Raw genomic sequence first — 23,316 nt, 5'->3', positions numbered from 1 at the left:
AGATCAGAGACGGCGTCCGCCGTCGACGTACAGGGTCTGGCCGGTGACGAAGCCGGCCTGGTCGGAGGCCAGGAAGGCCACCACGTTCGCGATGTCGTCGGGTGTGCCGACCCGGCGCAGCGGCGTGATCGCGGCCGTCTTCGCCTGCAGGTCCGCGGCGCTCACGCCGATCCGGGCCGCGGTGGCCGCGGTCATCTCGGTGGCGATGAAGCCGGGCGCGACGGCGTTGACCCGGATGCCGAACGGCCCGAGTTCCATGGCGAGGGTGCGGGTCAGGCCCTGGATGCCCGCCTTGGCGGCGGCGTAGTTGGCCTGGCCGCGATTTCCGAGCGCCGACACGCTCGAGGTGTTGACGATGGCGCCGCCCCCGCGTTCGACCATCCGCGCCTGCGCGGCCCTGCTGCACAGGAACGCGCCGCGCAGGTGCACGGCCATGACGGTGTCCCAGTCGTCCGCCGACATCTTGTACAGCAGGTTGTCGCGCAGCACGCCGGCGTTGTTGACGAGCACGTCGAGCGAGCCGAGATCGGCGACCGCGCGCGCCACCGCCGCGGCGACCGAATCCTCGTCGGCGACATCGCAGCCGATGCCGATGGCGGTGCCGCCCGCCGCGTTGATCCGGCCCGCGGTGAGCACCGCCGCGTCGGCGTCGAGATCGACGACGGCCACGGCGCAGCCGTCGGCGGCCAGCCGGGCGGCGGTGGCGGCGCCGATGCCGCGGGCAGCGCCGGTGACGAAGGCGGTTCTGGTGGTCATGCGGGTACTCCTGGTGTCAGACAAGGGCGTTCACGCCGGTGAGGGCGCGGCCGATGAGCAGTTTCTGGATCTGGGTGGTGCCCTCGTAGAGGGTCAGCACGCGCGCGTCGCGCAGGTACTTCGCGACGGGGTACTCGTCGATGTAGCCGTAACCGCCGAACACCTGGATCGCGTTGTTGGCGGCCTTCACCGCGGCCTCGGAGGCGAACAGCTTCGCCATCGAGGCCGCCGTGCCGAACGGTTCCCCGCGGTCGACGAGATCGGCGGCCCGCCAGGCCAGCAGCCGCGCGGCCTCGGTGTCGACGGCGATGTCGGCGAGCAGTTCCTGCACCAGCTGGTAGCCCGCGATCGGCTTGCCGAACTGCTCGCGCTCCCCCGCGTAGCGCACGGACGCTTCGAGGCAGGCACGCGCCACCCCGACACATCCGGCGGCTACACCGATCCGTCCCTTGTCCAGGGCCGCCATCGCGATCCGGAAGCCCTCGCCCTCCGCGCCGAGGCGCAGGGCGTCGGGAACGCGGACCTTGTCCAGGATCAGTTCGGCGGTGGCCTGGCCGCGCAGGCCGAGCTTGCCCTTGATCTCGGTCCGGCCGAACCCCGCCGTCTCGGTGGGCACCAGGAACGCGGTGACGCCGCGCGGGCCGGGGCCGCCGGTCCTGGCGAACACCAGCGCGAGATCGGCCCAGGTCCCGTTGGTGATGAAGATCTTGGTGCCGTCGATGACCCAGTCCGCGCCGTCGCGGGTCGCGCGGGTGGTCAGGTTCGCGGCGTCGGAACCGGTCCCTGGCTCGGTGAGCGCGAAGCAGCCCAGCTGCTCGCCCGCGCACAGACCGGGCAGGAATCGGGTCTTCTGCTCCGCGCTGCCGTAGCGGGCGATCGACTTGCCGACGAGGCCGAGCGACACCGACACGATGCCGCGCACCGAGCTGTCGCCCCGTCCGAGCTCCTCGAGCAGCACACAGTAGGCGAGCATGTCGCCGCCCGAACCGCCGTACTCCTCGTCGATCCCGATGCCGAGGAAGCCGAGCGCGCCGAGCTTGCCGACGATCGCCGGGTCGACCGATTCCTCGCGATCCCACCCGGCGGCGAACGGAACGACTTCCTTGTCCACCCAGGTGCGGGCGAGTTCGCGCAGGTCGCGATGCGCTGGCGTGAGTTGGAGATCCACGGGACCACTCCTGAACCGAACGTTGTTAGGTTTACTCGGGCACCGTATCCTAACGGTGTTCGGTTAATCAAGAGGCAGATCGGCGATCGGTGATAGCGTTCGAACCCGCACCGATCCCCGAGCAGACAGGAGTGGCGGATGGCCAGGCCCCGCGTGCCGCTGTTGAGCCGCGAGCGCATTCGCGAGGCCGCGCTGACACTGATCGACCGGGACGGCCTGGCCGAGGTCTCCATGCGCAAACTGGCCGCGGAACTGGGCGTCCAGGCGGCCTCGCTCTACGGCCACTACCCCACCAAGGACGACCTGTTCGACGACATCGCCACGGGCGTCATGAGCCACGTGGACACCTCGGCGTTCGACACCGCGCGCTGGGATCTCGCGCTGGCGGACTGGGCGCGCAGCTACCGCTCGGCGCTGGTCGCGCATCCGAACTTCGTGCCCTATCTGGCGGCGGGCCCCGGCCGGCGCGCGGAGAACCTGCGCGCCGCCGACGCCGTGCACGGCGGCCTGGTCGGCGCGGGCTGGCCACCGCGCTACGCCACCATGATCGGCGCGGCCACCCGCTACCTGGTGATGGGATCGACCGTCGGCTCGTTCGCGGGCGGTTTCGCCGACGACGTGCAGGTCTACCGGGACCGCTACCCGCACCTGAACCAGGCGCACCTGCTGCGCGCGGTGGCCGACGAGATCGACGACGACAGCTTCGAGCTGGCCCTGAGCGCATTCATCGCCGGATTGGGCGCCACCTACGCGACGGTCGTCGGCGCCGGCTGAACCCGCGAACGACGACGGGACCGGTGGCGCCTACGCCTTCGCTCCCATGCGCCGCCGGTCCCGTCATCTGTCCCCCCGTCCGGGGGTGTCGCCTACATCGAGGCGATCAGCCGGTCGACGCGCTCGTCGACCGACCGGAACGGATCTTTGCACAACACGGTGCGCTGTGCTTGATCGTTCAACTTCAAATGCACCCAATCGACCGTGAAATCGCGCCCGGCCTCCTGGGCCGCGGTGATGAAATCGCCGCGCAGCTTGGCCCTGGTGGTCTGCGGCGGGGTCTCCACCGCCGCGTCGACGGCCTCGTCCTCGGTGATCCGCTTGGCCAGGCCCTTGCGCTGCAGCAGGTCGAAGACGCCGCGGCCGCGCTTGATGTCGTGGTAGGCGAGGTCCAGCTGGGCGATCTTCGGGTCCGACAGCTCCATGCTGTAGCGGTCCTGGTAGCGCTGGAACAGCTTGCGCTTGATCACCCAGTCGATCTCGGTGTCGACCTTGGCGAAGTCCTGCGCCTCGACCGCGTCGAGGGTGCGGCCCCACAGGTCCACCACCGCGTCGACCTGCGGATCCCGGTCGCGATTGCGCAGGTGCTCGACCGCGCGGGCGTAGTACTCGCGCTGGATCTCGAGCGCGCTGGCCTGCCGTCCGCCTGCCAGCCGTACGGGACGGCGGCCGGTCAGATCGTGACTCACCTCGCGGATCGCGCGGATCGGGTTGTCCAGGGCGAAGTCGCGGAAGGACACGCCCGCCTCGATCATCTCCAGCACCAGCGAGGCCGTGCCCACCTTGAGCATGGTGGTCGGTTCGGCCATGTTGGAGTCGCCGACGATCACGTGCAGGCGCCGGTACTTCTCGGCGTCGGCGTGCGGCTCGTCGCGGGTGTTGATGATCGGGCGCGAGCGGGTGGTCGCCGAGGAGACGCCCTCCCAGATGTGCTCGGCGCGCTGCGACAGGCAGAACGTGGCCGCCTTCGGCGTCTGCAGGACCTTGCCCGCACCGCAGATGAGCTGGCGGGTCACCAGGAACGGCAGCAACACATCGGAGATCCGGGAGAACTCGCCCGCGCGGACCACGAGGAAGTTCTCGTGGCAGCCGTAGGAGTTGCCCGCGGAGTCGGTGTTGTTCTTGAACAGGTAGATGTCGCCGCCGATGCCTTCCTCGGCGAGCCGCTGTTCGGCGTCTATGAGCAGGTCTTCCAGGACCCGCTCACCGGCCCGGTCGTGGGTGACCAGCTGCACCAGGCTGTCGCATTCGGCCGTGGCGTACTCGGGATGCGATCCGACGTCGAGGTACAACCTGGCACCGTTGCGAAGGAAGACATTAGAGCTACGGCCCCAGGACACCACCCGGCGGAACAGGTACCGGGCCACCTCGTCGGGGGACAGCCGACGGTGACCGTGGAAGGTGCATGTCACACCGAACTCGGTCTCGATCCCCATGATTCGTCGCTGCACACTATCGACACTACAGCCATGACCAGTGCCCGCGCGGCGCTCCGGACATCCCATTCGCATACGTGTTCACAACGATTCGGACAGCGAACGATCCGGTGACCCGCACGCGGTCGGGCCCGCGAACCGTGCTGGTTCGCGGGCCCGACCATGATCGTGACGGCGGTGTCTACTCCCCCGCGCCGTCCTCGGGTTCGGGCAGCGTCACCTCGGTGACCTGCTTGTCCGCGGATCCGGCCAGCGCCTGCTCGAGCGGGGCGCCCTGCAGCCTGCGGAACGCCCGGCGCGGGCGGGACTGCTCCAGGGTGGCCACCTCGAGCGAGGCGACACCGAGGGTGCGCTTGTCCTTGTCGGCCTCCGGCTGCCCGGCCTGCAGGGCCCCGATCGCCACCTTCAGCGCCTCGTCCAGGCTCAGACCCGGCTTGTAGGCCGACTTGAGGGCGGTCAGGATCGGCTCGGTGGTGCCGCCCATGACGACGTATTCGCGTTCGTCGACGATGGACCCGTCGAAGGTGATCCGGTACAGCACCGCGGCGGGCGCCTGTTCCGGATAGCCGACCTCGGCGACACACAGCTCCACCTCGTAGGGCTTGAGCTGATCGGTGAAGATCGACCCCAGGCTCTGCGCGTAGAGATTGGCCAGCGAACGACCGGTGACATCGCGCCGGTCGTACTGGTAGCCCTTGAGGTCGGCCTGCAGGATGCCGCCCCGGCGCAGGGCCTCGAACTCGTTGTACTTACCGACCGCGGCGAAACCGATGCGGTCGTAGAGTTCGCTGATCTTGTGCAGGGTCGCCGACGGGTTCTCCGCGACGAACAGCACACCCTTGTCGTACACCAGCACCACCACGCTGCGGCCTCGACCGATGCCCTTGCGGGCGAGCTCGGTCTTGTCCCGCATGATCTGCTCGGCGGACGCGTAATACGGCAGCGTCATGCGCTGGCACCCCCGTTCTGCGCGGCGCTCCGGTCGGCCGCGATGGCCGTGGCGACCGCACCGAGTCGTTGCTCGTCCACCTCGACCGCGCCCTCGGCGTCGATCAGCACCACCGTCGGGTAGATCCCGCGCAGCGGGTCGGGCCCACCGGTGGCGGTGTCGTCGTCGGCGGCGTCGACCAGCGATTCGACCGCGATACGCAGGGCGAGATCCTGGTCGAGACCGGGGCGGTAGGTCTTCTTGAGCGAGGACTTGGCGAACATCGAGCCCGACCCCACCGCGGTGTAGCCGAACCGTTCCTCGCTGCGCGACCCGACGACGTCGAACGAGACGATCCGTCCGGCCTTGTCGGGATCGGTGACCTGGTCGTCGTAGCCGACGATCAGCGGCACCACCGCCAGTCCCTGCATCGCGGCGGGCAGGTTGTCCCTGACCATCTTCGACAGCTTGTTCGCCTTGCCGTCGAAGGTGAGCGGGACGCCCTCGATCTTCTCGTAGTACTCCAGTTCCACTGCGAACAACCGCACCATCTCCACGGCCAGCCCGGCCGTGCCCGCGATGCCCGCGGCCGAGAAGGTGTCGGTGATGTACACCTTCTCCATGTCGCGCGAGGCCACCAGGTTGCCCTGGGTGGCGCGGCGATCGCCCGCGATCAGCACACCGCCGCGGTAGCTGACCGCGACGATGGTGGTGCCGTGCGGCGCGAAGTCCGCGCCGGCGGTGAGATCGCCCGCGCCGAACCTGTTGGCGGGCAACAGGTCCGGCGCGTGCATACGGAGATGTTCGGTGAACGAGGACAGCGCCTGTCCGGCATGGAGGCGCAACGGGTCACCTGAGGTCACTGGCCGCCCTTCTGCACATAGGCCCGCACGAAGTCCTCGGCGTTCTCCTCGAGCACGTCATCGATCTCGTCGAGCAGGTCGTCGGTCTCCTCCGCGAGCTTCTCGCGGCGCTCCTGTCCTGCGGCGCCGTCGCCCTCGGGCCCCTCGTCCTCGTCGCCACCCCCGGCGCGCTTGGTCTGCTCTTGTGCCATGGCAGCCGACCTCCTCTTCCACTCAATGATCGTGCTCGTCCTTCAACCCTACCGAGCGGATCCGACAACATGGTCGATTAGCGATCGGATTGTCGCCCGGTCGTGCCGGTATCGGCCTCAGTGGGTGAGCTGGTCGACCAGCTCGGCGGCCGACTCCGCGGCGTCGAGCAGCTTGCCGACGTGCGCTTTCGTGCCCCGGCGCGGCTCCAGCGTGGGGATGCGCACGAGCGAGTCGCCGCCGAGGTCGAAGATCACCGAATCCCAACTGGCGGCGGCGATGTCGGCGCCGAACCGGCGCAGGCACTCGCCGCGGAAGTAGGCGCGGGTGTCGGTGGGCGGGTTGGTCATGGCGTCGAGCACGTCCTGCTCGCTGACCAGCCGCTTCATCGATCCGCGCGCCACCAGGCGGTTGTAGAGGCCCTTGTCCAGGCGCACATCGGAGTACTGCAGGTCCATCAGGTGCAGCTTGGGCGCGGCCCAGCCCAGGCCCTCACGGCTGCGCATGCCCTCGAGCAGGCGCAGTTTGGCCGGCCAGTCGAGCAGGTTGGCGCATTCCATCGGGTCGCGCTCGAGCAGGTCCAGGACCATGGCCCAGTTGTCGACGATGTCGCGCACGCGCGGGTCGTCGTTGCCCTCGCGGTCGACGAACTTCGCGACCCGCTCGTGGTAGAGCCGTTGCAGCGCAAGGCCGGTCAGCTCCCGGCCGTCGGCCAGGGCGACGGTGGCGCGCAGCGACGGATCGTGGCTGATCTGGTGCACGGCGGTGACCGGGCGGGCCAGCTGGAACTCCGAGAGGTCCTCGCCCGCCTCGATCAGGTCGAGCACCAGCGCGGTGGTGCCGACCTTGAGGTAGGTCGACATCTCGGCCAGGTTGGCGTCGCCGATGATGACGTGCAGGCGCCGGTATTTGTCGGCGTCGGCGTGCGGTTCGTCGCGGGTGTTGATGATGCCGCGCTTGAGGGTGGTCTCGAGACCGACCTCGACCTCGATGTAGTCGGCGCGCTGGGACAGCTGGAAGCCCGCGTGGTCGCCGGACTGGCCGATGCCGACCCGACCGGAACCGCAGATCACCTGGCGCGAGACGAAGAACGGGGTGAGGCCGGCGATGATGTGGCTGAACGGGGTGTCGCGGTTCATGAGGTAGTTCTCGTGGGTGCCGTAGGAGGCGCCCTTGCCGTCGACGTTGTTCTTGTACAGCTGCAGGCGCGGGGCGCCGGGCACACTGGAGGCGTGCCGGGCGGCGGCCTCCATCACCCGCTCGCCCGCCTTGTCCCAGATGACGGCGTCGAGCGGGTCGACGACCTCGGGGGCGGAGTACTCCGGGTGGGCGTGGTCGACGTAGAGCCTGGCGCCGTTGGTGAGGATCATGTTCGCCGCGCCGACCTCGTCGGCGTCGATGACCGGGGCGGGCCCGCTCATCCGGCTCAGATCGAAACCGCGCGCGTCACGCAGCGGGGATTCCACCTCGTAGTCCCAGCGGGTCCGCTTGGCCCGCGGCACCCCCTCGGCGGCCGCGTAGGCGAGCACGGCCTGGGTGGAGGTCAGGATCGGGTTGGCCGTCGGCTCCGTGGGGGTCGAGATGCCGTACTCGACCTCGATTCCGATGATGCGCTGCATGCCGTCGAGCCTAGGCGACGCGTCCGACCCGCACCCGCATCTCCGTCCAGTGGACCCCGGGTCCCCCTCCCGGCGGACCCGGGGATGGTCCTCGCGGGCGATCCGGTCGCGCCGCCGCGGTCGCGATACTCGGTCCATGAGCGAATCCGTGCAGCAACTCGCCCCCGGAACCACCGAGCGACCAGGCCGATTGATCGCGCTGGATGTCCTGCGCGGTATCGCCATCCTGGGGACGCTCGGCACGAACATCTGGATCTTCACCGATCCCGCCGGGCTGGTCGGCTACATCGAGCATCTGGGTGGGGCGGCCGAGAACGGCTGGGGCTGGACCGAGCGGGTGTTGCAGCAGCTGGCCCAGGGCAAGTTCCTCGGCCTGTTGACGGTGATGTTCGGCATCGGCCTGGCCATCCAGCAGTCCTCGGCCCGCCGTGGCGGCCGCCGCTGGCCGGGGAAGTATCCCTGGCGGGCGGGCCTGTTGTTCCTCGACGGTCTGCTGAACTTCCTGCTGGTCGCCGAGTTCGACGTGCTGATGGGCTACGCGGTGACCGGCCTGGTGGTCGCCTATCTGCTGGCGACGAGCGAACGGGCCCAACGACGCTGGCTGATCGTGGCCGCTTCGATCCACGTGACCATGCTCACCCTGATCGCGGCCGCGTTGGCCTTCGCACCCGACGGCGAGCGGGCCGCCGCGGCCCCGCTGGACCCGAATCCGTATGCCGACGGCTCGTTCTGGGATCTGGTGCTGTTCCGCCTCGACAACGTGCTGGCGTTCCGGCTCGAAGCGATACTGGTGTTCCCCATGTCGGTGGCGCTGTTCCTGCTCGGCGCGCGGCTCTACCACGCCGGGGTGTTCCGGCCCGAGGGCGCGCGGATCCGGCAGCGGCTCATGGTGATCGGTTTCGCGGTCGCGGCGCCGCTGGACTTCGCGGTCGGCGTCTTCGGTGGCGGTGGCCTGGTCATGCTCACCCGCTACGGGACCGCGCCGTTCGTGGCGCTGGGCATCCTGGCCGCGGTGGCGCAGTTCTACCTGCGCCGCCCGCGCGTGGGGTTCGCCGGTGCTCGGCTCGGCGAGGTCGGCCGGACCGCGCTCAGTTGCTACATCCTGCAGAACCTGATCGCCGGAATCCTGTGCTACGGCTGGGGTTTCGGGCTGGCGGCACGGACCTCCGAGGCCGCGCGGGTCCCGTTCACGATCGGGATCTACCTGCTGGTGGTCGCGCTCATCACCCTGTTCGCCCACCTGTGGCTGCGCCGATTCCAGCGCGGCCCGGTGGAGTGGCTGTGGCACCGCACCTATCAGCTGGTGGCGGAGTGAGTCAGCGGAACCGCTCCTCCGGCGGCGGCGCGGCGTCCGGGGCCACGAGCAGATCCGACACCAGCGAATCCCGTTGCAACGGAACGCCGAGACTGCGAGCGTTGCCTTCGAACAGCGACAGCACCGATTCGGTCAGGATGCCCTGGATCTGCTCGGTGGACAGCACCGGCTGCGCGTCGGCACGCCAGCTGGCCACCACCCCGTCGACGAGCCCGACCATGCCGAATGCCATGGGCCTGGCCCTGGCGGAGTCGATGCCGAAGCGGGCCAGGCTCGCCGCGAACATGTCGGCCAGCTGTCCACCGACCTCGCGTCCCGCGCCACCGAGACTGGCGCCACTGCCCTCGGGCGCGGCGTCACCGAGGAAGCGGTGCAGATTGGGATGCCGGTCGATCCAGCCGAGATAGGTGCCGATGGCGCCGCGCACCGCGTCCTTGAGGGTGCCGTCGGGGCGCAGCGCGGGCAGCAGCTCCGCGAGCAGCAGTTCCAGGATGCGCTGCCGGGCCAGCGCGTCGAGCTCGGCGCGGCCGCCGACATGGCGGTACACCACCGGTCGGGGCAGGGCCAGGTGCTCGGCGATCAACTGCACCGAGATCTCGACGCCGTGCTCCTCGATCACCTCGACGGCCGCGTCGATCATCTCCGCACGGCGTTTGGCCTTGTGTCCCTGCCAACGGGTGGCCCGCCCGTCGCCGACGGGTTGCGCGTGCTGAGCGGATGGTGCGGTCACAGTGGTCACGATACGCGTGCCCGGGGTGCGCGAGACACATCGTCGCAGTTACCCGGGCTCGGTATGCTCGTCGGCATGCGGTCTCCGGCGATGGTCACGGTCTACGCGGTCCTCGCGTACCTGTTGCCCGCCGTCGCGCTCGTGAGCATGCCCGGCGCGGAGACGGCGCATCTGGTCGCCGCGGGCGCGATCGCCGCCACCATGGCCTGCGCGCTGGTCGCGCTCACCGGCCACCGGCTGGTTCCCGTCCGGGTGGCCGCGATGGGCCCTCCGCGATCGGCCCAGCGCCGCCTGCGCGGCGCGTTCCTGCCCCAGAGCAATCCGGACGCGGCGGGGCGGCCACGACCTCGGGCACCGGGAGACGACCACCTCTGACGGGCCGCGCGCCTGTCGGATCCGGTGATCCCCTTCCTCGCTCGTGCGTTCGCGCACGCCCTTCCGGACAGGTCGTTCCGTCATGCTCGATATCGTCTATTTCCCGGTGTCCGCCGCGCTCTGGTGCTGGCACCGGCTCTTCGCCCTCCCCTTGGGTCCCGCGCACGGGCTCACCTGGTTGCTCGCCGTGGTCGCGCTCGTCGTCACCGTGCGGGCCCTACTGATCGTCCCCGCGCTGCGCCAGGCCCGCTCCCAGGCACTGCTGCGCTCCCTTCAACCCGAGATCGACAAGATCCGCCGCCGCCATGCCGACGACCAGCGCGCGCAGGCCGAGCGGATCCGAGCACTACATCGCGAGCACGGCGTCCGCCTGTTCGCGGGCCTGGTCCCGCTGCTCGCGCAGGCGCTGGTGTTCCTCGGCCTGTTCCACGTGCTGCGTTCGTTCGACCGCACCGGCGCGCACGCGGTGGGTCCGTTCACCTCGACCGACACTCCCCTGTCCGCGGCGGCGAATCGGGAGACGGCGAACTATCTGCTGGGCGTGCCCGACGTGCACGCGTTCCTCGACGCCCGGATCTTCGGTGCGCCGCTGTCGGCGACCATGACCGCCGCGGGCGAGCACCTCGCGTCCGTGGCCGTGCTCGTCGTCCCGCTGGTGCTGCTCGCCGCGCTGGCGACCCACCTCACCGCGCGGCTCACGCCCCCGGCCGCGGACGGCACCGCGGCGATCATGCGCCGGTTGTCGCTGTGGGTGTTCCCGGCGGGCGCGCTGGTCAGCGGGGCGATCCTGCCGATCGCGGTGCTGGTCTACTTCGCCACCAACGCGTCGTGGACCTGCGGTCAGCAGTACCTGATCCGCCGCAAGCTCGCCGCCGAGGCCGCCGTCGCCACGACCGAGGCCGCCAAGCGGGCGAGCGCGTCGGCGCCCCGGCCGGGGGCGAAACCACGCCGGCGGTGAGGGGCGCCGCCCGGGTTACCCTCGGGCGGTGACCGCGAATCCAGAGTCGGAACTGCTGGCCGTCTACGACGCCGAGGGCCGCGTGATCGGGTCGGCCGAGCGCGGCGTCGTCTATCGCGACGGACTCTGGCACGCCAGCGCCGGAGTGCTGGTGCGCTCGGGTGACGGCAGCCGGATCTACGTCCATCGGCGTACCGACAGCAAACTCGTCTTCGCGGGGATGCACGACTGCCTGGCCGGCGGCGTGGTCGACGCGGGCGAGGACCCCGCCGCGACCGCGGTGCGCGAACTGCGCGAGGAACTCGGCATCGACGGCGTGACGCCGGTCCCGCGCGCCACCGCTTCATGGGACGGCGCGTGGGCCGCAAAGCCGTTGCGCTGCCACCTGTTCGGCTACGAAGTGCGCTGGGACGGGCCGATCCGGCACCAGCCGTCCGAGATCGCGGACGGCTGGTGGTGGCGCGACGACGAACTGCGGGCGCACCTGCGCGACCCGGCCTGGCCGTTCGTCCCCGACACCCGGGTCCTGCTCGACGGCCTGCTGGACGGCAGAGGCTGACTCAGTAGACGATCACCTGCCAGGTCTGCATGCTGAACGGCAGGTCACAGGCCGTTTCGGAGTGGAATCCACCGAACGCGGGCTGACCGTACCGCTCGTAGCTGCTGAACCAGTTCCACCAGGCCCAGCAGGTGACCCGCACCTGGTGCCAGACCGGATCGCCGCACTGGGAGAACGCGCCGGTGCCCGCGATGGGGTTCACCGAGCAGTGCCCCGGCGGCTGGGCCTGGGCGGGTGCGGCGAGCAGGGTCGAGGCACCGATGAGTCCGGCGGCGGTGACGCCGACGGCGAGCTTGCGAAGCGATTTCATGTCAACCTCCCATGTCCCGATGATGTGATCTACATCATGGGAATCGCGACGCCCGTTACGGTCGTGCCCGAATAGTTACCCGCGAGCTATCGCGGATCAGCCCAGTTCGCGCAGCGATTCGTCGTCCCGGGCCACGACCGCGCCACCGTCGGCGGTGAGCACGATGGGCCGCTGGATCAGTTGCGGATGCTCGGCGAGCGCGGTCAGCCACCGGTCGACATCGGCATCGGTGCGCCCCCAGCCCGCCATGCCGAGTTCCTTGGCGACCGCCTCGCCGGTGCGGGTGATGTCCCACGGCTGCGCGCCGAGCCGGACCAGCACCGCGCGCAGTTCCGCGACCGTCGGCGGATCGTCGAGATACCGGCGCACCGTGTACTCGACCCCGGCGGCGTCCAGGTGCGCGGTGGCGTTGCGACTCTTCGAGCATCGCGGGTTGTGCCAGATCTCGGTCGGTTCGGAAGTCATCCGCCCAGCGTAATGGGTTCGCGATCAGGCGCGGTGGCGCGCGCACGGCGACGAGCCGATACTGGAGACATGACCTCCACTTCGGAAAACCCTTACGGCACACCGACAACGACCGGCCCCGAACCGCTGCGGCCCTACCAGCACCGGGTGAACAGCTTCGTGCGCGGCCTGCTGAAAGTGCCGGTGCTGTCCGGCATCGTCGGCAAGCGGCTCGCGACCCTGCACGTCACCGGGCGCAAGTCCGGCACGGTCTACGACGTGCCCGTGGCCTACACGGTGCACCAGGACTCCCTGCTCGTCGGCACGGCGCTGCGGCCGTGGGTGAAGAACCTGCGCGGCGGCGCCGAGGTGCGCCTCACCCGCGGCGGTGCGCCCGAGACCTTCACCGCCACCGTGCATTCCGACGAACAGTCCGTACTCGAGCTCTACGCCGTCATCGCCAGGGACAACAAGCAGAACGCCAAATTCAACGGCATCGGGTACACCGCCGACGGCGAACCGTCCAAGGCCGACATCTACCAGACCTGGCAGCAGGGCGGCGTCGTGGTCGAGCTGACACCGCGCTGAATCACCCACCGCCCCAACCAGCTCCGGCCGCGCGGACGCCGGGGTCTGGCTCCCGGCGCCCGCGACTGGCAGGATGCGCGATACATCGTCCGGCAGCACCCCATCTCGAGGAGACACCGTCCAGGTGAGCAGTCACACGCAGGACCGATCCATCGTCGCCACCGTCCGCCGCGCGGCCCTCGGCCTCACCGCCGCGCTGGCCGCCCTGGTGGCGGTCGCCCCCGCCGCCCCCGCCGCTCCGGTCCACCAGACGGTGCCCGGTTGCGCGCCGGCGCTCGCCGGCACCCCCAACGGCAAGCAGTGGCCCGTCGAGCCCGCCCTCACGATCGACCAGGCCGCCGCGCACACCGCGACGCTGGAGACCACCTGCGGCACCATCACGATCGCGCTCGAGGCCGCCGCCGCGCCGCGCACGGTCAACTCCTTCGCCTTCCTCGCCGGCGAGGGCTACTTCGACCACACCCGCTGCCACCGCCTCACCACCGACGGCATCTACGTGCTGCAGTGCGGCGATCCCACCGCCACAGGGACCGGCGGCCCCGGCTACCGCTTCGGCGACGAGAACCTCGCGGGCGCGGTCTACCCGGCGGGCACCGTCGCGATGGCCAACGCGGGCCCCGGCACCAACGGCAGCCAGTTCTTCCTGGTCCACCGCGACACGCCGCTGCCGCCGAACTACACCCCCTTCGGCCGGGTGACCGCCGGGCTCGACGTGCTCACCACCGTCGCCGACGCCGGTGTGGTCGGCGGCGGCCCCGACGGCAAGCCGGTGGCCGACGTGGTCCTCAACACCGTGACGGTCGCCCAGGGCTGACCCCTACGAGCGAGGGCCGCGTCTCCCTGGTGGGAGACGCGGCCCTCGCCGTGCGGGTGGGTGGATCAGCCCGCGCTGATCGAGCTGAACAGATTCTGGATCGTCTGCAGGATCACTTCGGTCAGGAACTCAGCAGCTGAACCGGCCATGGGGCACACTCCTCGGTTACGCGTCCTCATCAGGCGTGACGAACAAGTGAAGCATGCCCTATTCACTCTTTGTCGCGCGGCGTTTTCGGTGAAAAATATTCACCGAACCCCGCGACGCGCGGGAGGCCGCGTCCCCAGGGAACGCGGCCTCCGTCCGGACGTGGACCTACAGGTACTGACCGGTGTTGGACTCGGTGTCGATCGCGCGGCTGGCCGAGGCGTTCTTGCCCGTGACCAGGGTGCGGATGTAGACGATCCGTTCACCCTTCTTGCCCGAGATCCGTGCCCAGTCATCGGGGTTGGTGGTGTTGGGCAGGTCCTCGTTCTCGGCGAACTCGTCGACGATCGAGTCGAACAGATGCTGTATCCGCAGACCCGGGTTGCCGGTGTCGAGCACGGACTTGATCGCGTACTTCTTCGCTCGGTCCACGATGTTCTGGATCATCGCGCCGGAGTTGAAGTCCTTGAAGTACAGGACCTCCTTGTCACCGTTGGCGTAGGTGACCTCCAGGAACCGGTTGTCGTCGCTCTCGGCGTACATCCGCTCGACGACCTTCTCGATCATCGCCTCCACGCACGCGGCCTTGTCGCCGTCGAACTCGCGCAGATCGCTCTCGTGCAGCGGCAGCGTCTCGGTGAGGTACTTCGAGAAGATGTCCTGTGCCGATTCCGCGTCGGGTCGCTCGATCTTGATCTTCACGTCGAGGCGGCCGGGCCGCAGGATCGCGGGGTCGATCATGTCCTCGCGGTTGGACGCGCCGATCACGATGACGTTCTCGAGGCCCTCCACGCCGTCGATCTCCGAAAGCAGCTGCGGCACAACGGTGGTCTCCACATCGGAGGAGACGCCCGAGCCACGGGTGCGGAAGATCGAGTCCATCTCGTCGAAGAACACGATCACCGGGGTGCCCTCGGAGGCCTTCTCGCGCGCCCGCTGGAAGATGATCCGGATGTGGCGTTCGGTCTCGCCGACGAACTTGTTGAGCAGCTCGGGGCCCTTGATGTTGAGGAAGAAGGACTTGGCCTCCTTGGCGTCCTCACCACGGGCTTCGGCGATCTTCTTGGCCAGCGAGTTGGCGACGGCCTTGGCGATCAGAGTCTTACCGCAACCGGGCGGACCGTAGAGGAGCACACCCTTGGGCGGGCGCAGCGCGTACTCACGGAACAGATCCTTGTGCAGGAAGGGCAGTTCGACCGCGTCGCGGATCTGCTCGATCTGCCTGCCGAGACCACCGATGTCGGTGTAGTCGACGTCGGGAACCTCTTCCAGGACAAGGTCTTCGACCTCGGCCTTGGGGATGCGCTCGAAGGCGAAGCCGGCCTTGGTGTCGACCAGCAGCGAATCACCGGGGCGCAGACGGCGAATCGGGGCGTCCGGATCGTCGAGGTCGTCGAACTCGGCCAGCTTGCTCAGCGGGCCGGACAACCACACCACGCGCTCCTCGTCGGCGTGGCCGACCACCAAAGCGCGGCGGTTGTCGTCGAGAATCTCGCGCAGCGTGCCGATTTCACCGATGGCGTCGAAGTTGCCCGCCTCGACGACGGTGAGCGCCTCGTTGAGGCGGACGGTCTGGCCGTACTCGAGGGTGGCGACGTCGATGTTGGGCGAGCAGGTGAGGCGCATCTTGCGACCGGAGGTGAAGACGTCGACCGTCTGGTCCTCGTAGGCGTGGATGACGATGCCGTAACCGCTGGGCGGCTGTCCGAGCCGATCGACTTCCTCGCGCAGGGCGATCAGCTGCTGACGCGCTTCCTTGAGCGTGTCCATCAGCTTGCCGTTGCGGATGGTCAGCGAATCGATCCGTGCTTCCAATTCGCGTGTGCGATCCGGCGAGTCGGCGAGTTGCCTGCGGAGAGCAGCCGCCTCGGCGCGTACCGCCTCGAGCTCTCGCCAGGCCGCCGAATCCGAATTCTCGTTGGGGCTCATGATGCTGCTCCTCCCAGTCCCGGTCTTTCAACGCTACCGGGCGCGGTCCGTTCTCGCTTTCCGACATGGTTTCGTCGTGATCACATCTTGTACGGTCGGTACGACATCCAGCGACGAATATTCTCCTGTTAGGCTCCCCTAACACCCCGCACGGGGCACTCGCCGTCGAACCGAAAGGTTGCTGAGCATGCTCCTTCCTCCCCGCACGATCCGTGTCACCGTCGCTACCGCCGCAGCGGCGCTCGCCGTTACCGTCGGACTGACCGGTTGCGGCGGCTCCGACGATTCCTCGACGAACGCCACCAGCAGCAGTACCAGTATCGCGGCCGCTCCGTCCAGCATTTCGGCAACTCCGGCTCCGTCCGGTGACAACGCCGGCGCCCCCACCGCCGATTCCCTGAAGGCGACGCTGGTGCAGTTCGCCGACCCGGCGCTGTCGACCGACGAGAAGTCGAAGCTGATCGTCAACGGTGAGGCGCGCAAGGCCAACATCGATCAGATGAACGGCATGCTCGCGGGATACACCCTGTCCTTCGCCGTCGCCAACGTGGTGCCCAGTGGCAACAGCGCCACCGCCGACGTGACCATCACCTCGCCGCACGGCACCGCGCCCGCCTTCCCGGTCACCTGGGAGAACGTCGACGGCACCTGGAAGCTGTCCGACGCGAGCGGCTGCCTGCTGCTCGGCTTCGCGCAGGCGCCCTGCACCCCCGCCTGAGCGCTCCGCACGGGCGCGCCTGAGTAGTTCCCCGCGCCGGGCGCGTAGGTCCACGGTGGGCGCGCTGGGCGGGGTCTGCGATCGTCTCCGGTATGAGTGTCGTTCCCGGGGTCGCGGCCGTCGCGGCGAACACCCCCGCCGATCGCGACCGGGTGCTGGATCTGCTGCGGCTGTCCTCGCTGCTGGTCGTCGTGATCGGCCACTGCCTGATGCTGACGGTCACCGTGCGCGACGGGCAGGCGCGGTTCGGCAACGTCCTCGCCGACCTGCCCGTTCTCCAACCGCTGACCTGGCTGTTGCAGGTGCTGCCGCTGTTCTTCTTCGCGGGCGCCGCCGCGGGCGCGCGCGGGCTCGGAGCCGGGACGGCCTGGGGCCCTTGGCTGTTCCGGCGCACCCAGCGGCTGGTCCGGCCGCTGGTGTACTTCCTCGCGGCCTCCGTGCTGCTGGTGCTGGTCGCGGGCCGGGTGCTGGGGCCCGGCTGGGACCATCCGCTCGCGGTGACCAGCGTGCAGCTGCTGTGGTTCCTCGGCACGTACCTGGTGGTCCTGGCCTGCGTGCCGATGCTCGCGGCCGTCGTCACCGACGGTCGCCGGTTGTTCGCTGTCGTCGCTGTCCTCGTCGGGCTGACGGCGGTCGTGGACGCGATACGGCTGAACGGTGGACCCGCCGCGCTGGGCTACCTGAATCTGCTCGTCTGGCTGATCCCGGCCGTGCTCGGCATCGGTCATCTCCGCGGACTGCTGCCGCGCCGGACCGCGGCGGCGGTGGCCGCCGCCGTGCTGGTCGTGGACGTGTTGCTGGTGGCGCTGGGCCCCTACGAGACGAGTCTGGTGACCGTGCCGGGCCAGCGGCTGTCGAATCTGGCGCCACCGTCGCTGTTGCTGGCCGGGCACGCCGTGGTGCTGTGCTGTGCGGCCGTGGCCGCCGTCGGGTGGCTGCGCCGGATCGCCCACCGCCCGCGCGTGTGGTGGGTGACGGTGATCGGCAACACCGGCGCCATGACGCTGTATCTGTGGCACATGCCCGCCCTGCTCACCGTGATCGTGCTCGGGCACCTGGCCGGCGTCGACCGGTCGGGTCCGGCACACCCGGGGTTCTGGGCGCAGACGGGGGTGCAGCTCGGCGTCACCCTCACGCTGACCTTCGTACTGTTCCTGGCCTTACGCGGCCTGGAGAACTCGCCGCTGCGCTGGTGGGACGGCGCCGTCGCGCCGGTCCGCGGGGCGCGCTCGGCGCTGACGGTGGGCGCGGTGGCCGCGGCCGGGTCGGCGATCCTGCAGGCCACCCGCTTCGGCCTGACCGCGGACGGGTGGCGCTGGTTCGCCGTGGCCGCGGCGGCACTGGTGGCGGCGCGGCTGCTGACCCGGCCGTGAGCGGCGCGGACGAGCATGCCCGCGCCGCCAGGACGCTCAGCCCTTGGACGGACGGCGCTGCGGCTTGGGGGTGACGGTGCCCTCGGCCAGGCGCCGCGCGCTCACCAGGAACGCCGTGTGCCCCTGCATCCGGTGCTCGGGCCGCACGGCCAGGCCGACCACGTGCCAGCCGCGGACCATCGACTCCCACGAGCGCGGTTCGGTCCAGCACTCCTGCTCGCGCAGCGCCTCGACGACCTTCGACAGCTGGGTGACGGTCGCGACGTAGACGATCAGCACACCGCCGGGCACCAGCGCCTTCGAGACCGCGGGCAGCGCGTCCCACGGCGCGAGCATGTCCAGCACCACCCGATCGACCGGTTCGCCCTCGTACTGCGCGACGTCGGCCACCGTGAGCGACCAGTTCGACGGACGCTCACCGAAGAAGGTCTCCACATTGCGCACCGCGTGCTCGGCGTGATCGTCGCGGATCTCGTAGGAGATCACCTCGCCCTCCGGCCCGACCGCGCGCAGCAGCGAACAGGTCAGCGCGCCCGAACCGGCGCCGGCCTCGAGCACCCTGGCGCCGGGGAACACGTCGCCCTCGTGCACGATCTGCGCGGCGTCCTTGGGGTAGATGACGGCGGCGCCGCGCGGCATCGACAGCACGTAGTCGACCAGCAGCGGCCGCAGCGCCAGGTAGGGGGTGCCGTTGGTGGACTTCACGACGCTGCCCTCGTCGGTGCCGATGAGCTCGTCGTGCTTGATGCCGCCGCGGTGGGTGTGGAATTCCTTCCCTTCCTCCAACACCACCGTGTAGAGGCGCCCCTTGGCATCGGTCAGCTGCACCCGGTCCCCGATGGCGAATGGACCGGTCCGTCTGGCCGTCATGGATCTCCGTTCTTCGAATGGACTCCCCAGCCTGCCAGGTCGCCGCCGACCACCCGAAACGGGGTGAGTCCCGCCGATTCCCCGGACGTGTCGGTGGCGGCCGATACCCTGCGCAGTATGTCAGTGCCTGTGCCCGCGTCCCTCGCCGACGACGCCGCCGACGGACCCGTCACACGGTCGCGGCCGGCGCTGTCACCTTCGCGGGCAAGCGATTTCAAGCAGTGCCCGCTGAAGTACCGGTTCCGGGCGATCGATCGGATTCCGGAGCCGCCGACGCGGGCGGCGGTGCGGGGGACGGTCGTGCACGCGGTCCTCGAGGACCTGTTCGCGCTGCCCGCCGAGCAGCGCCATGCCGGGCGCGCGGCCGAGCTGGTGCCCGGCGCGTGGGAGCGGGTGCGCGCGGACCGCGACGGGCTCGACGAGTTGGTCGCCGCGGGCGGTCCCGAGGCGCTGTTCGCGGAGGTGCGCCGCCTGGTCGCGAGCTACTACGAGCTCGAGGATCCGACCGCGTTCGAACCGCACGCGCTGGAGGAACGGGTCGAGGTCGATCTCGACGGCGCCGTCCCCCTGCGCGGATTCGTCGACCGCATCGATATCGCGCCCAACGGTCTGCTCCGGGTGGTCGACTACAAGACCGGCCGCTCCCCCGGCCCGCTGCACGAGGCCCGCGCGCTGTTCCAGCTCAAGTTCTACGCCCTGATGATCCTGCGCACCCGCGACATCGTGCCCGCGCAGCTGCGGCTGATCTACCTCGCCGACAAAGTGCTGCTCACCTACGCCCCCGAGCGCGCCGAACTGGAACGTTTCGCCCGGATCCTCACCGCGCTCTGGGAGGCCATCCTCGTGGCGGGCCGCACCGGCGACTTCCCCGCCAATCGCAACGCGATGTGCCGGTACTGCGAATTCCAGCACCTGTGCCCGGAGTTCGGCGGCACGCCGCCGCCGTATCCGGGCTGGCCGCACGGGGAGCCTGCACCGACCGAGCTCGGCATCCCCGACGTGCGTGCCGACGAGGACGTGTGAGCCCGGCTCAGTCCCAGCGCACCGGCAGCGCCGAGGGCCCGCGCAGCGCCGTCCCCACCTGACTCGTCACCGCGGCCGACGGGCCGTCCTCGACCAACCGCAGGCCGGGCAATCGGGTCACCAACGCGGTCAGCCCGGTGCGCAGCTCGGCCAGCGCCAGCCAGCTGCCCAGGCAGCTGTGCGGCCCCTGCCCGAACGACAGCATCGTGGTGGTCCGCCTGCCGATGTCGAACCGGTGCGGATCGGCATACTTCGCCGGATCGCGGTGCGCGGCGTTGATCGAGAAGATCATCGGCGTCAGCGCCGGGATGTCGAGGCCCTGCCAGTGCACCGCCTCCGGGCACGCGCGCGGCAGCAGCCCCACCGGCGGTTCCCAGCGCAGCCCCTCCCAGATCGCCCACTGCGCCTGCTCGGCCGGGTCGGCGGCGACCGCCGCGAGCTGGTCGGGATGAGACAGCAACGCCGACACGGTGTTCCCGAGCGCGAGCATGGTGGTGTCGGCGCCCGCGGGAAACAGCAGCCGCAGGAAGGCCAGCACCTGATCGTCGGTGAGCTGCTCACCGTCGACGGATTCGGTGACGAGCTGCGAGATCAGATCCTCGCCAGGCGCGGCGCGGCGGGCGGCGATGATCGGGACGACGTAGTCGGCGAACTCGCGCGAGGCCCGTTCGGCCGCGGCCGGATCCAGCGGGAAGTAGAACAGGTCGTGCGCCCAGCGCAGCACGGTCGCCTCGTCGGTGACGGGCAGTCCGAGCAGCCTGCTGATCACCAGAACCGGGTAGCGGGTGGTGAATTCGGTGACCAGGTCGGCGGTGCCCGCGGCGGCGAACCGGTCGATCAGTTCGTGGGCGATCGGTTCCAGCAGCGGCTCGATCCACCCCGTCACCTGGCTGCGCCGGAACGGCGGCGACACGATGGCGCGGTGCACGCGGTGCTCGTCGCCCGCCATGCACTGCAGGGTGCGACCGAGCACGGGTTCGGTGGTCATCGAGTACACCGCCCTGGCCGGGAACGTCTCCTCGTCCTTGAACGCCGCGGCCACCAGGTCGTGGGTGAGCAGCAGCACCGCGCGCACGCCGGCGAACGGGACCACCGCGTAGGGCTTGCGGGAGCGCAGGTCGGCGAGCAGTTCGTGCAGGTCGGGGGTGTCCTGGAAGGCGAAGTCGATGTCCTCGACGTCGAGCCGGTCCAGAATCGATGGAGTCGTCATACAATCCTCCTGACACGAGTATTCGTGTCCGCTATCCGATTTTTCGGTACGCAGAAGGTAGGCGACCGAGACCCGAACGACAAGGGGCAGTTTGTGCACGGTTCACCACCGACCGAACGGGTCGTCGCCGTCGTGGAACTGCTCACCCGGACGCGGACCCCGCGCACGGCGGCCGCGGTCGCCGACGCGCTCGGGCTGAGCCGCTCCACCGTCGCGGCCATCCTCGCCACCCTGGAGGAACGGCAGTGGGTGCGGCGCGGGCCGGACCTCACCTACCGGCCCGGGCCCGCCCTGCCGGGCTCGACCGCGCGCGCCGACCTGCCCCCGGAGGCCGCCGCCGAGCTACGGGCGCTGGCCGACCGGGTCGGCTGCGGCGCCGCGCTGTCGGTGGTCACGCCCTCGGCGCTCACCTTCGTCGCGCTCGCCGCGCACAACGGCCGGGTCCCGGCCGGGGTCACCGTCGGGACCCGGCTGCCCCTGCGCGCCCCCGCCGCCGCGAGCGTCATCGCCTTCGCCGGGCCGGACCGGCAGCGCGCGTGGCTGGATTCGGCCGATCCCACCCAGCGCCGGGAACTCACCGACGCGCTGACCGAGATCCGGGCCGCCGGGGTCGCGGTCTGGGGCATCGACCCGGCCGACCTCGGCACCCTCGACGTCCTGGCCGAGGTGGCGGGCCACCTGGCCGACTCACCCACCACCGGGCCGCTGCGCCGGCGCGTGCTCGGGCTGCTGGCCGGGCTCAGCGGCTATCCGCACACCGTCGCCGACCTCGACAGCGCGCGCGATCTCCCGATCGCCTACCTGGCGGCCCCGGTGTTCGACGCCGACGACCTGCCGCGCTGGGAACTCCAGCTCGGCCCGCTGCGCGCCGCGGTCACCCGGCCCGAGCGCGACCACTACCGCGCCGAGCTGCTCGCCGCGGCGCGGCGGCTCACCCTCAGACCGTGAAGTCGCGGAACAGCAGCACCGAAAGACCCAGGCCGACAGCGAGATTCACCACCACAGCGGAGCCGAACACCGCGATCGGCCGCCACCCCGCCTCGCGCAGGCCGCGCAGCGAGAACTCGAGGCCGATCGAGACGAACGCCAGGATCAGGAACCAGGTCCGCAGATCGTTGATCACCGCCAGATGCGCGGCGCCGGTCTTCTTGTCGACCGACTGCAGGTAGAGGGTGCCGATGATCGAGGCGGCCAGGAAGCCGAGCACGAACTTCGGGAATCTGGACCAGAATTCGCCCAGGCTCGGGCGGGCCGCACCCGGAGTGCGGTCGACGCGGAAGGCGAACCAGGCGGTCAGCGCGATCGCGACGACCCCGATGAGCGCGTTCTGCGTGGTCTTGACGATGGTGGCGATCTTCAACGCGTCCTCCCCCGCGAGCGCGCCCGCCGCCGCCACCGCCGCCGTGGTGTCGATGTTGCCGCCGATCCACGCCCCCGCGACCGCGGCCGACAGGCCGAGCACGTCGGCGAGCCAGGGCAGCAGGAAGATCGAGGGCAGTGCGAAGATGATCACCAGCGAGGCCGCGTAGGCGATCTGCTCCCGGCGGGCCTGCACCGCGCCCGCCGCCGCGATGGCCGCGCTGACGCCGCAGATGGAAACCGCCGAGGACAGCAGCGCCCGCAGCTTGTCGTCGAGCCCGAGCAGCCCGCCGAACCACCAGGTGAACCCGAAGACGATCGTGATCAAGGCCAGCGCCTGCACGATCGCCGGCGCGGCGGCCGTCACCAGGATCTTCAGATTGATCGACGCGCCGAGCAGCACCACGCCGGTCTTGATGAAGAACTCGGTCCGGAACCCGGCCGAGAGCCGATCCCGCAGCCCCAGCTTGCCCAGCACGACATTGCCGAGCAGGCCGATCGCGATCGCGTACACCGGGTATTCCACCGACTTGGCGACCCGCTGGAACGGCGTGCCCTCGGCCCACCGCGGCGCCTGGGTGTCGAAGTAGCGGGTCAGCGCGCCCAGCGCGAGCACCAGCGCGATCCCGGCCACCACATCGACGGCGGCCGGTTTCGGATCGGCCTGCAGCGCGGCGGTTTCGGTGGTTGTCCGTGGCTCGCTCATCACGGCACCAGCCAGCCGGGAATCGCGCCGACCAGCACCAGGCCGATCAGGGCGAGGCCGACGACGGTCGCCAGCCAGTCCTCGTTCCAGGTGAACGCGCTGCCCGGGCGCGGCTCGGGTGGTGTCTGCGACACGGTGACTCCTTGGTTTTCCTC

26 protein-coding genes are annotated in these 23,316 nt (G+C 70.2%); 11 read left to right on the top strand and 15 right to left on the bottom strand.

The window, feature by feature from the left end:
• Positions 1 to 3 precede the first annotated feature (3 nt).
• Together fabG and DFR69_RS31275 are read right to left on the bottom strand one after the other, a co-directional pair.
• On the bottom strand, positions 4 to 756 hold the full coding sequence (fabG, locus tag DFR69_RS31280) for a 3-oxoacyl-ACP reductase FabG (protein WP_110041281.1): 753 nt from the start codon (positions 754 to 756) through the stop codon (positions 4 to 6).
• A 16-nt stretch (positions 757 to 772) separates the two neighbouring features.
• Positions 773 to 1,924: an acyl-CoA dehydrogenase family protein gene (locus DFR69_RS31275; protein ID WP_110041280.1), complete on the bottom strand. Its 1,152-nt coding sequence runs from the start codon at positions 1,922 to 1,924 to the stop codon at positions 773 to 775.
• A 138-nt stretch (positions 1,925 to 2,062) separates the two neighbouring features.
• Here DFR69_RS31275 and DFR69_RS31270 point away from each other — a divergent pair, with 138 nt between their 5' ends.
• Positions 2,063 to 2,698 carry a TetR/AcrR family transcriptional regulator gene (locus DFR69_RS31270; protein ID WP_110041279.1) on the top strand — a complete coding sequence of 212 codons (636 nt, stop codon included), beginning with the start codon at positions 2,063 to 2,065 and terminating at the stop codon, positions 2,696 to 2,698.
• Between the two features lie 92 nt (positions 2,699 to 2,790).
• Here DFR69_RS31270 and pafA read toward each other — a convergent pair whose 3' ends face one another.
• The 5 genes from pafA to dop all read right to left on the bottom strand — a co-directional run bounded on the left by pafA (position 2,791) and on the right by dop (position 7,733).
• Positions 2,791 to 4,149 (bottom strand): Pup--protein ligase, encoded by a 1,359-nt coding sequence (gene pafA, locus DFR69_RS31265; protein ID WP_186817494.1) that lies wholly within the window; start codon positions 4,147 to 4,149, stop codon positions 2,791 to 2,793.
• 166 nt (positions 4,150 to 4,315) lie between these two features.
• Complete coding sequence (gene prcA, locus DFR69_RS31260; RefSeq protein WP_110041277.1) at positions 4,316 to 5,083, bottom strand: proteasome subunit alpha; 768 nt, start codon at positions 5,081 to 5,083, stop codon at positions 4,316 to 4,318.
• Positions 5,080 to 5,925, bottom strand: a complete 846-nt coding sequence (gene prcB / locus DFR69_RS31255) for a proteasome subunit beta (protein WP_186817493.1) — start codon at positions 5,923 to 5,925, stop codon at positions 5,080 to 5,082. Before prcB ends, prcA begins: the two co-directional genes overlap by 4 nt.
• Positions 5,922 to 6,116, bottom strand: coding sequence for a ubiquitin-like protein Pup (locus DFR69_RS31250; protein WP_067492090.1), 195 nt, complete (start codon positions 6,114 to 6,116; stop codon positions 5,922 to 5,924). The genes prcB and DFR69_RS31250 overlap by 4 nt, the downstream gene beginning before the upstream one ends.
• A gap of 117 nt (positions 6,117 to 6,233) precedes the next feature.
• Complete coding sequence (gene dop / locus DFR69_RS31245) at positions 6,234 to 7,733, bottom strand: depupylase/deamidase Dop (protein ID WP_110041276.1); 1,500 nt, start codon at positions 7,731 to 7,733, stop codon at positions 6,234 to 6,236.
• A 136-nt stretch (positions 7,734 to 7,869) separates the two neighbouring features.
• On the opposite strand from dop, the gene DFR69_RS31240 reads away from it, so the two are divergent.
• Positions 7,870 to 9,048, top strand: a complete 1,179-nt coding sequence (locus DFR69_RS31240; protein WP_110041275.1) for a DUF418 domain-containing protein — start codon at positions 7,870 to 7,872, stop codon at positions 9,046 to 9,048.
• Between the two features lies 1 nt (position 9,049).
• Here DFR69_RS31240 and DFR69_RS31235 read toward each other — a convergent pair whose 3' ends face one another.
• On the bottom strand, positions 9,050 to 9,778 hold the full coding sequence (locus tag DFR69_RS31235) for a TetR/AcrR family transcriptional regulator (protein WP_232999306.1): 729 nt from the start codon (positions 9,776 to 9,778) through the stop codon (positions 9,050 to 9,052).
• Positions 9,779 to 9,853: 75 nt separating this feature from the next.
• Here DFR69_RS31235 and DFR69_RS31230 point away from each other — a divergent pair, with 75 nt between their 5' ends.
• The 3 genes from DFR69_RS31230 to DFR69_RS31220 all read left to right on the top strand — a co-directional run bounded on the left by DFR69_RS31230 (position 9,854) and on the right by DFR69_RS31220 (position 11,670).
• Positions 9,854 to 10,153: a DUF6412 domain-containing protein gene (locus DFR69_RS31230; protein WP_244198551.1), complete on the top strand. Its 300-nt coding sequence runs from the start codon at positions 9,854 to 9,856 to the stop codon at positions 10,151 to 10,153.
• A gap of 82 nt (positions 10,154 to 10,235) precedes the next feature.
• Complete coding sequence (gene yidC / locus DFR69_RS31225; protein ID WP_110041272.1) at positions 10,236 to 11,111, top strand: membrane protein insertase YidC; 876 nt, start codon at positions 10,236 to 10,238, stop codon at positions 11,109 to 11,111.
• A 28-nt stretch (positions 11,112 to 11,139) separates the two neighbouring features.
• Complete coding sequence (locus DFR69_RS31220; protein WP_110041271.1) at positions 11,140 to 11,670, top strand: NUDIX hydrolase; 531 nt, start codon at positions 11,140 to 11,142, stop codon at positions 11,668 to 11,670.
• Between the two features lies 1 nt (position 11,671).
• Here DFR69_RS31220 and DFR69_RS31215 read toward each other — a convergent pair whose 3' ends face one another.
• Entirely contained in the window at positions 11,672 to 11,980 is a 309-nt protein-coding gene (locus DFR69_RS31215; protein WP_110041270.1) for a hypothetical protein, read from the bottom strand.
• A gap of 96 nt (positions 11,981 to 12,076) precedes the next feature.
• Positions 12,077 to 12,445 (bottom strand): arsenate reductase family protein, encoded by a 369-nt coding sequence (locus tag DFR69_RS31210; RefSeq protein WP_110041269.1) that lies wholly within the window; start codon positions 12,443 to 12,445, stop codon positions 12,077 to 12,079.
• A 69-nt stretch (positions 12,446 to 12,514) separates the two neighbouring features.
• On the opposite strand from DFR69_RS31210, the gene DFR69_RS31205 reads away from it, so the two are divergent.
• Positions 12,515 to 13,012 (top strand): nitroreductase/quinone reductase family protein, encoded by a 498-nt coding sequence (locus tag DFR69_RS31205; RefSeq protein ID WP_167456475.1) that lies wholly within the window; start codon positions 12,515 to 12,517, stop codon positions 13,010 to 13,012.
• Between the two features lie 124 nt (positions 13,013 to 13,136).
• The gene (locus DFR69_RS31200; RefSeq protein ID WP_110041267.1) at positions 13,137 to 13,826 is read left to right on the top strand and encodes a peptidylprolyl isomerase; all 690 of its coding nucleotides are present in this window, start codon (positions 13,137 to 13,139) and stop codon (positions 13,824 to 13,826) included.
• A 315-nt stretch (positions 13,827 to 14,141) separates the two neighbouring features.
• Here DFR69_RS31200 and arc read toward each other — a convergent pair whose 3' ends face one another.
• Complete coding sequence (gene arc / locus DFR69_RS31195) at positions 14,142 to 15,902, bottom strand: proteasome ATPase (RefSeq protein ID WP_110041266.1); 1,761 nt, start codon at positions 15,900 to 15,902, stop codon at positions 14,142 to 14,144.
• A gap of 187 nt (positions 15,903 to 16,089) precedes the next feature.
• Here arc and DFR69_RS31190 point away from each other — a divergent pair, with 187 nt between their 5' ends.
• Both DFR69_RS31190 and DFR69_RS31185 read left to right on the top strand, forming a co-directional pair.
• Positions 16,090 to 16,620 (top strand): WKL family lipoprotein, encoded by a 531-nt coding sequence (locus tag DFR69_RS31190; protein ID WP_110041265.1) that lies wholly within the window; start codon positions 16,090 to 16,092, stop codon positions 16,618 to 16,620.
• Positions 16,621 to 16,712: 92 nt separating this feature from the next.
• Positions 16,713 to 17,993 (top strand): acyltransferase family protein, encoded by a 1,281-nt coding sequence (locus DFR69_RS31185; RefSeq protein ID WP_110041264.1) that lies wholly within the window; start codon positions 16,713 to 16,715, stop codon positions 17,991 to 17,993.
• A 36-nt stretch (positions 17,994 to 18,029) separates the two neighbouring features.
• Here DFR69_RS31185 and DFR69_RS31180 read toward each other — a convergent pair whose 3' ends face one another.
• Positions 18,030 to 18,863, bottom strand: coding sequence for a tRNA (adenine-N1)-methyltransferase (locus DFR69_RS31180; protein ID WP_110041263.1), 834 nt, complete (start codon positions 18,861 to 18,863; stop codon positions 18,030 to 18,032).
• Positions 18,864 to 18,980: 117 nt separating this feature from the next.
• Here DFR69_RS31180 and DFR69_RS31175 point away from each other — a divergent pair, with 117 nt between their 5' ends.
• Positions 18,981 to 19,886 carry a RecB family exonuclease gene (locus DFR69_RS31175; protein ID WP_110041331.1) on the top strand — a complete coding sequence of 302 codons (906 nt, stop codon included), beginning with the start codon at positions 18,981 to 18,983 and terminating at the stop codon, positions 19,884 to 19,886.
• Between the two features lie 7 nt (positions 19,887 to 19,893).
• On the opposite strand, the gene DFR69_RS31170 is transcribed toward DFR69_RS31175, so the two are convergent.
• The gene (locus DFR69_RS31170) at positions 19,894 to 21,096 is read right to left on the bottom strand and encodes a cytochrome P450 (protein ID WP_110041262.1); all 1,203 of its coding nucleotides are present in this window, start codon (positions 21,094 to 21,096) and stop codon (positions 19,894 to 19,896) included.
• Positions 21,097 to 21,189: 93 nt separating this feature from the next.
• On the opposite strand from DFR69_RS31170, the gene DFR69_RS31165 reads away from it, so the two are divergent.
• Entirely contained in the window at positions 21,190 to 22,044 is an 855-nt protein-coding gene (locus DFR69_RS31165) for a helix-turn-helix domain-containing protein (RefSeq protein WP_110041261.1), read from the top strand.
• On the opposite strand, the gene DFR69_RS31160 is transcribed toward DFR69_RS31165, so the two are convergent.
• Together DFR69_RS31160 and DFR69_RS35630 are read right to left on the bottom strand one after the other, a co-directional pair.
• On the bottom strand, positions 22,034 to 23,161 hold the full coding sequence (locus DFR69_RS31160) for a YeiH family protein (protein ID WP_110041260.1): 1,128 nt from the start codon (positions 23,159 to 23,161) through the stop codon (positions 22,034 to 22,036). The two genes, DFR69_RS31165 and DFR69_RS31160, sit on opposite strands and share 11 nt — an antisense overlap.
• The gene (locus DFR69_RS35630; protein ID WP_261774652.1) at positions 23,161 to 23,295 is read right to left on the bottom strand and encodes a hypothetical protein; all 135 of its coding nucleotides are present in this window, start codon (positions 23,293 to 23,295) and stop codon (positions 23,161 to 23,163) included. The genes DFR69_RS31160 and DFR69_RS35630 overlap by 1 nt, the downstream gene beginning before the upstream one ends.
• Positions 23,296 to 23,316: the final 21 nt, after the last annotated feature.

Source organism: Nocardia neocaledoniensis (assembly GCF_003182135.1).
Taxonomy (GTDB): Bacteria; Actinomycetota; Actinomycetes; order Mycobacteriales; family Mycobacteriaceae; genus Nocardia; species Nocardia neocaledoniensis.
The sequence above is the reverse complement of the archived record's forward strand: the minus strand, read 5'-3'. Positions and strand labels throughout refer to the sequence as shown.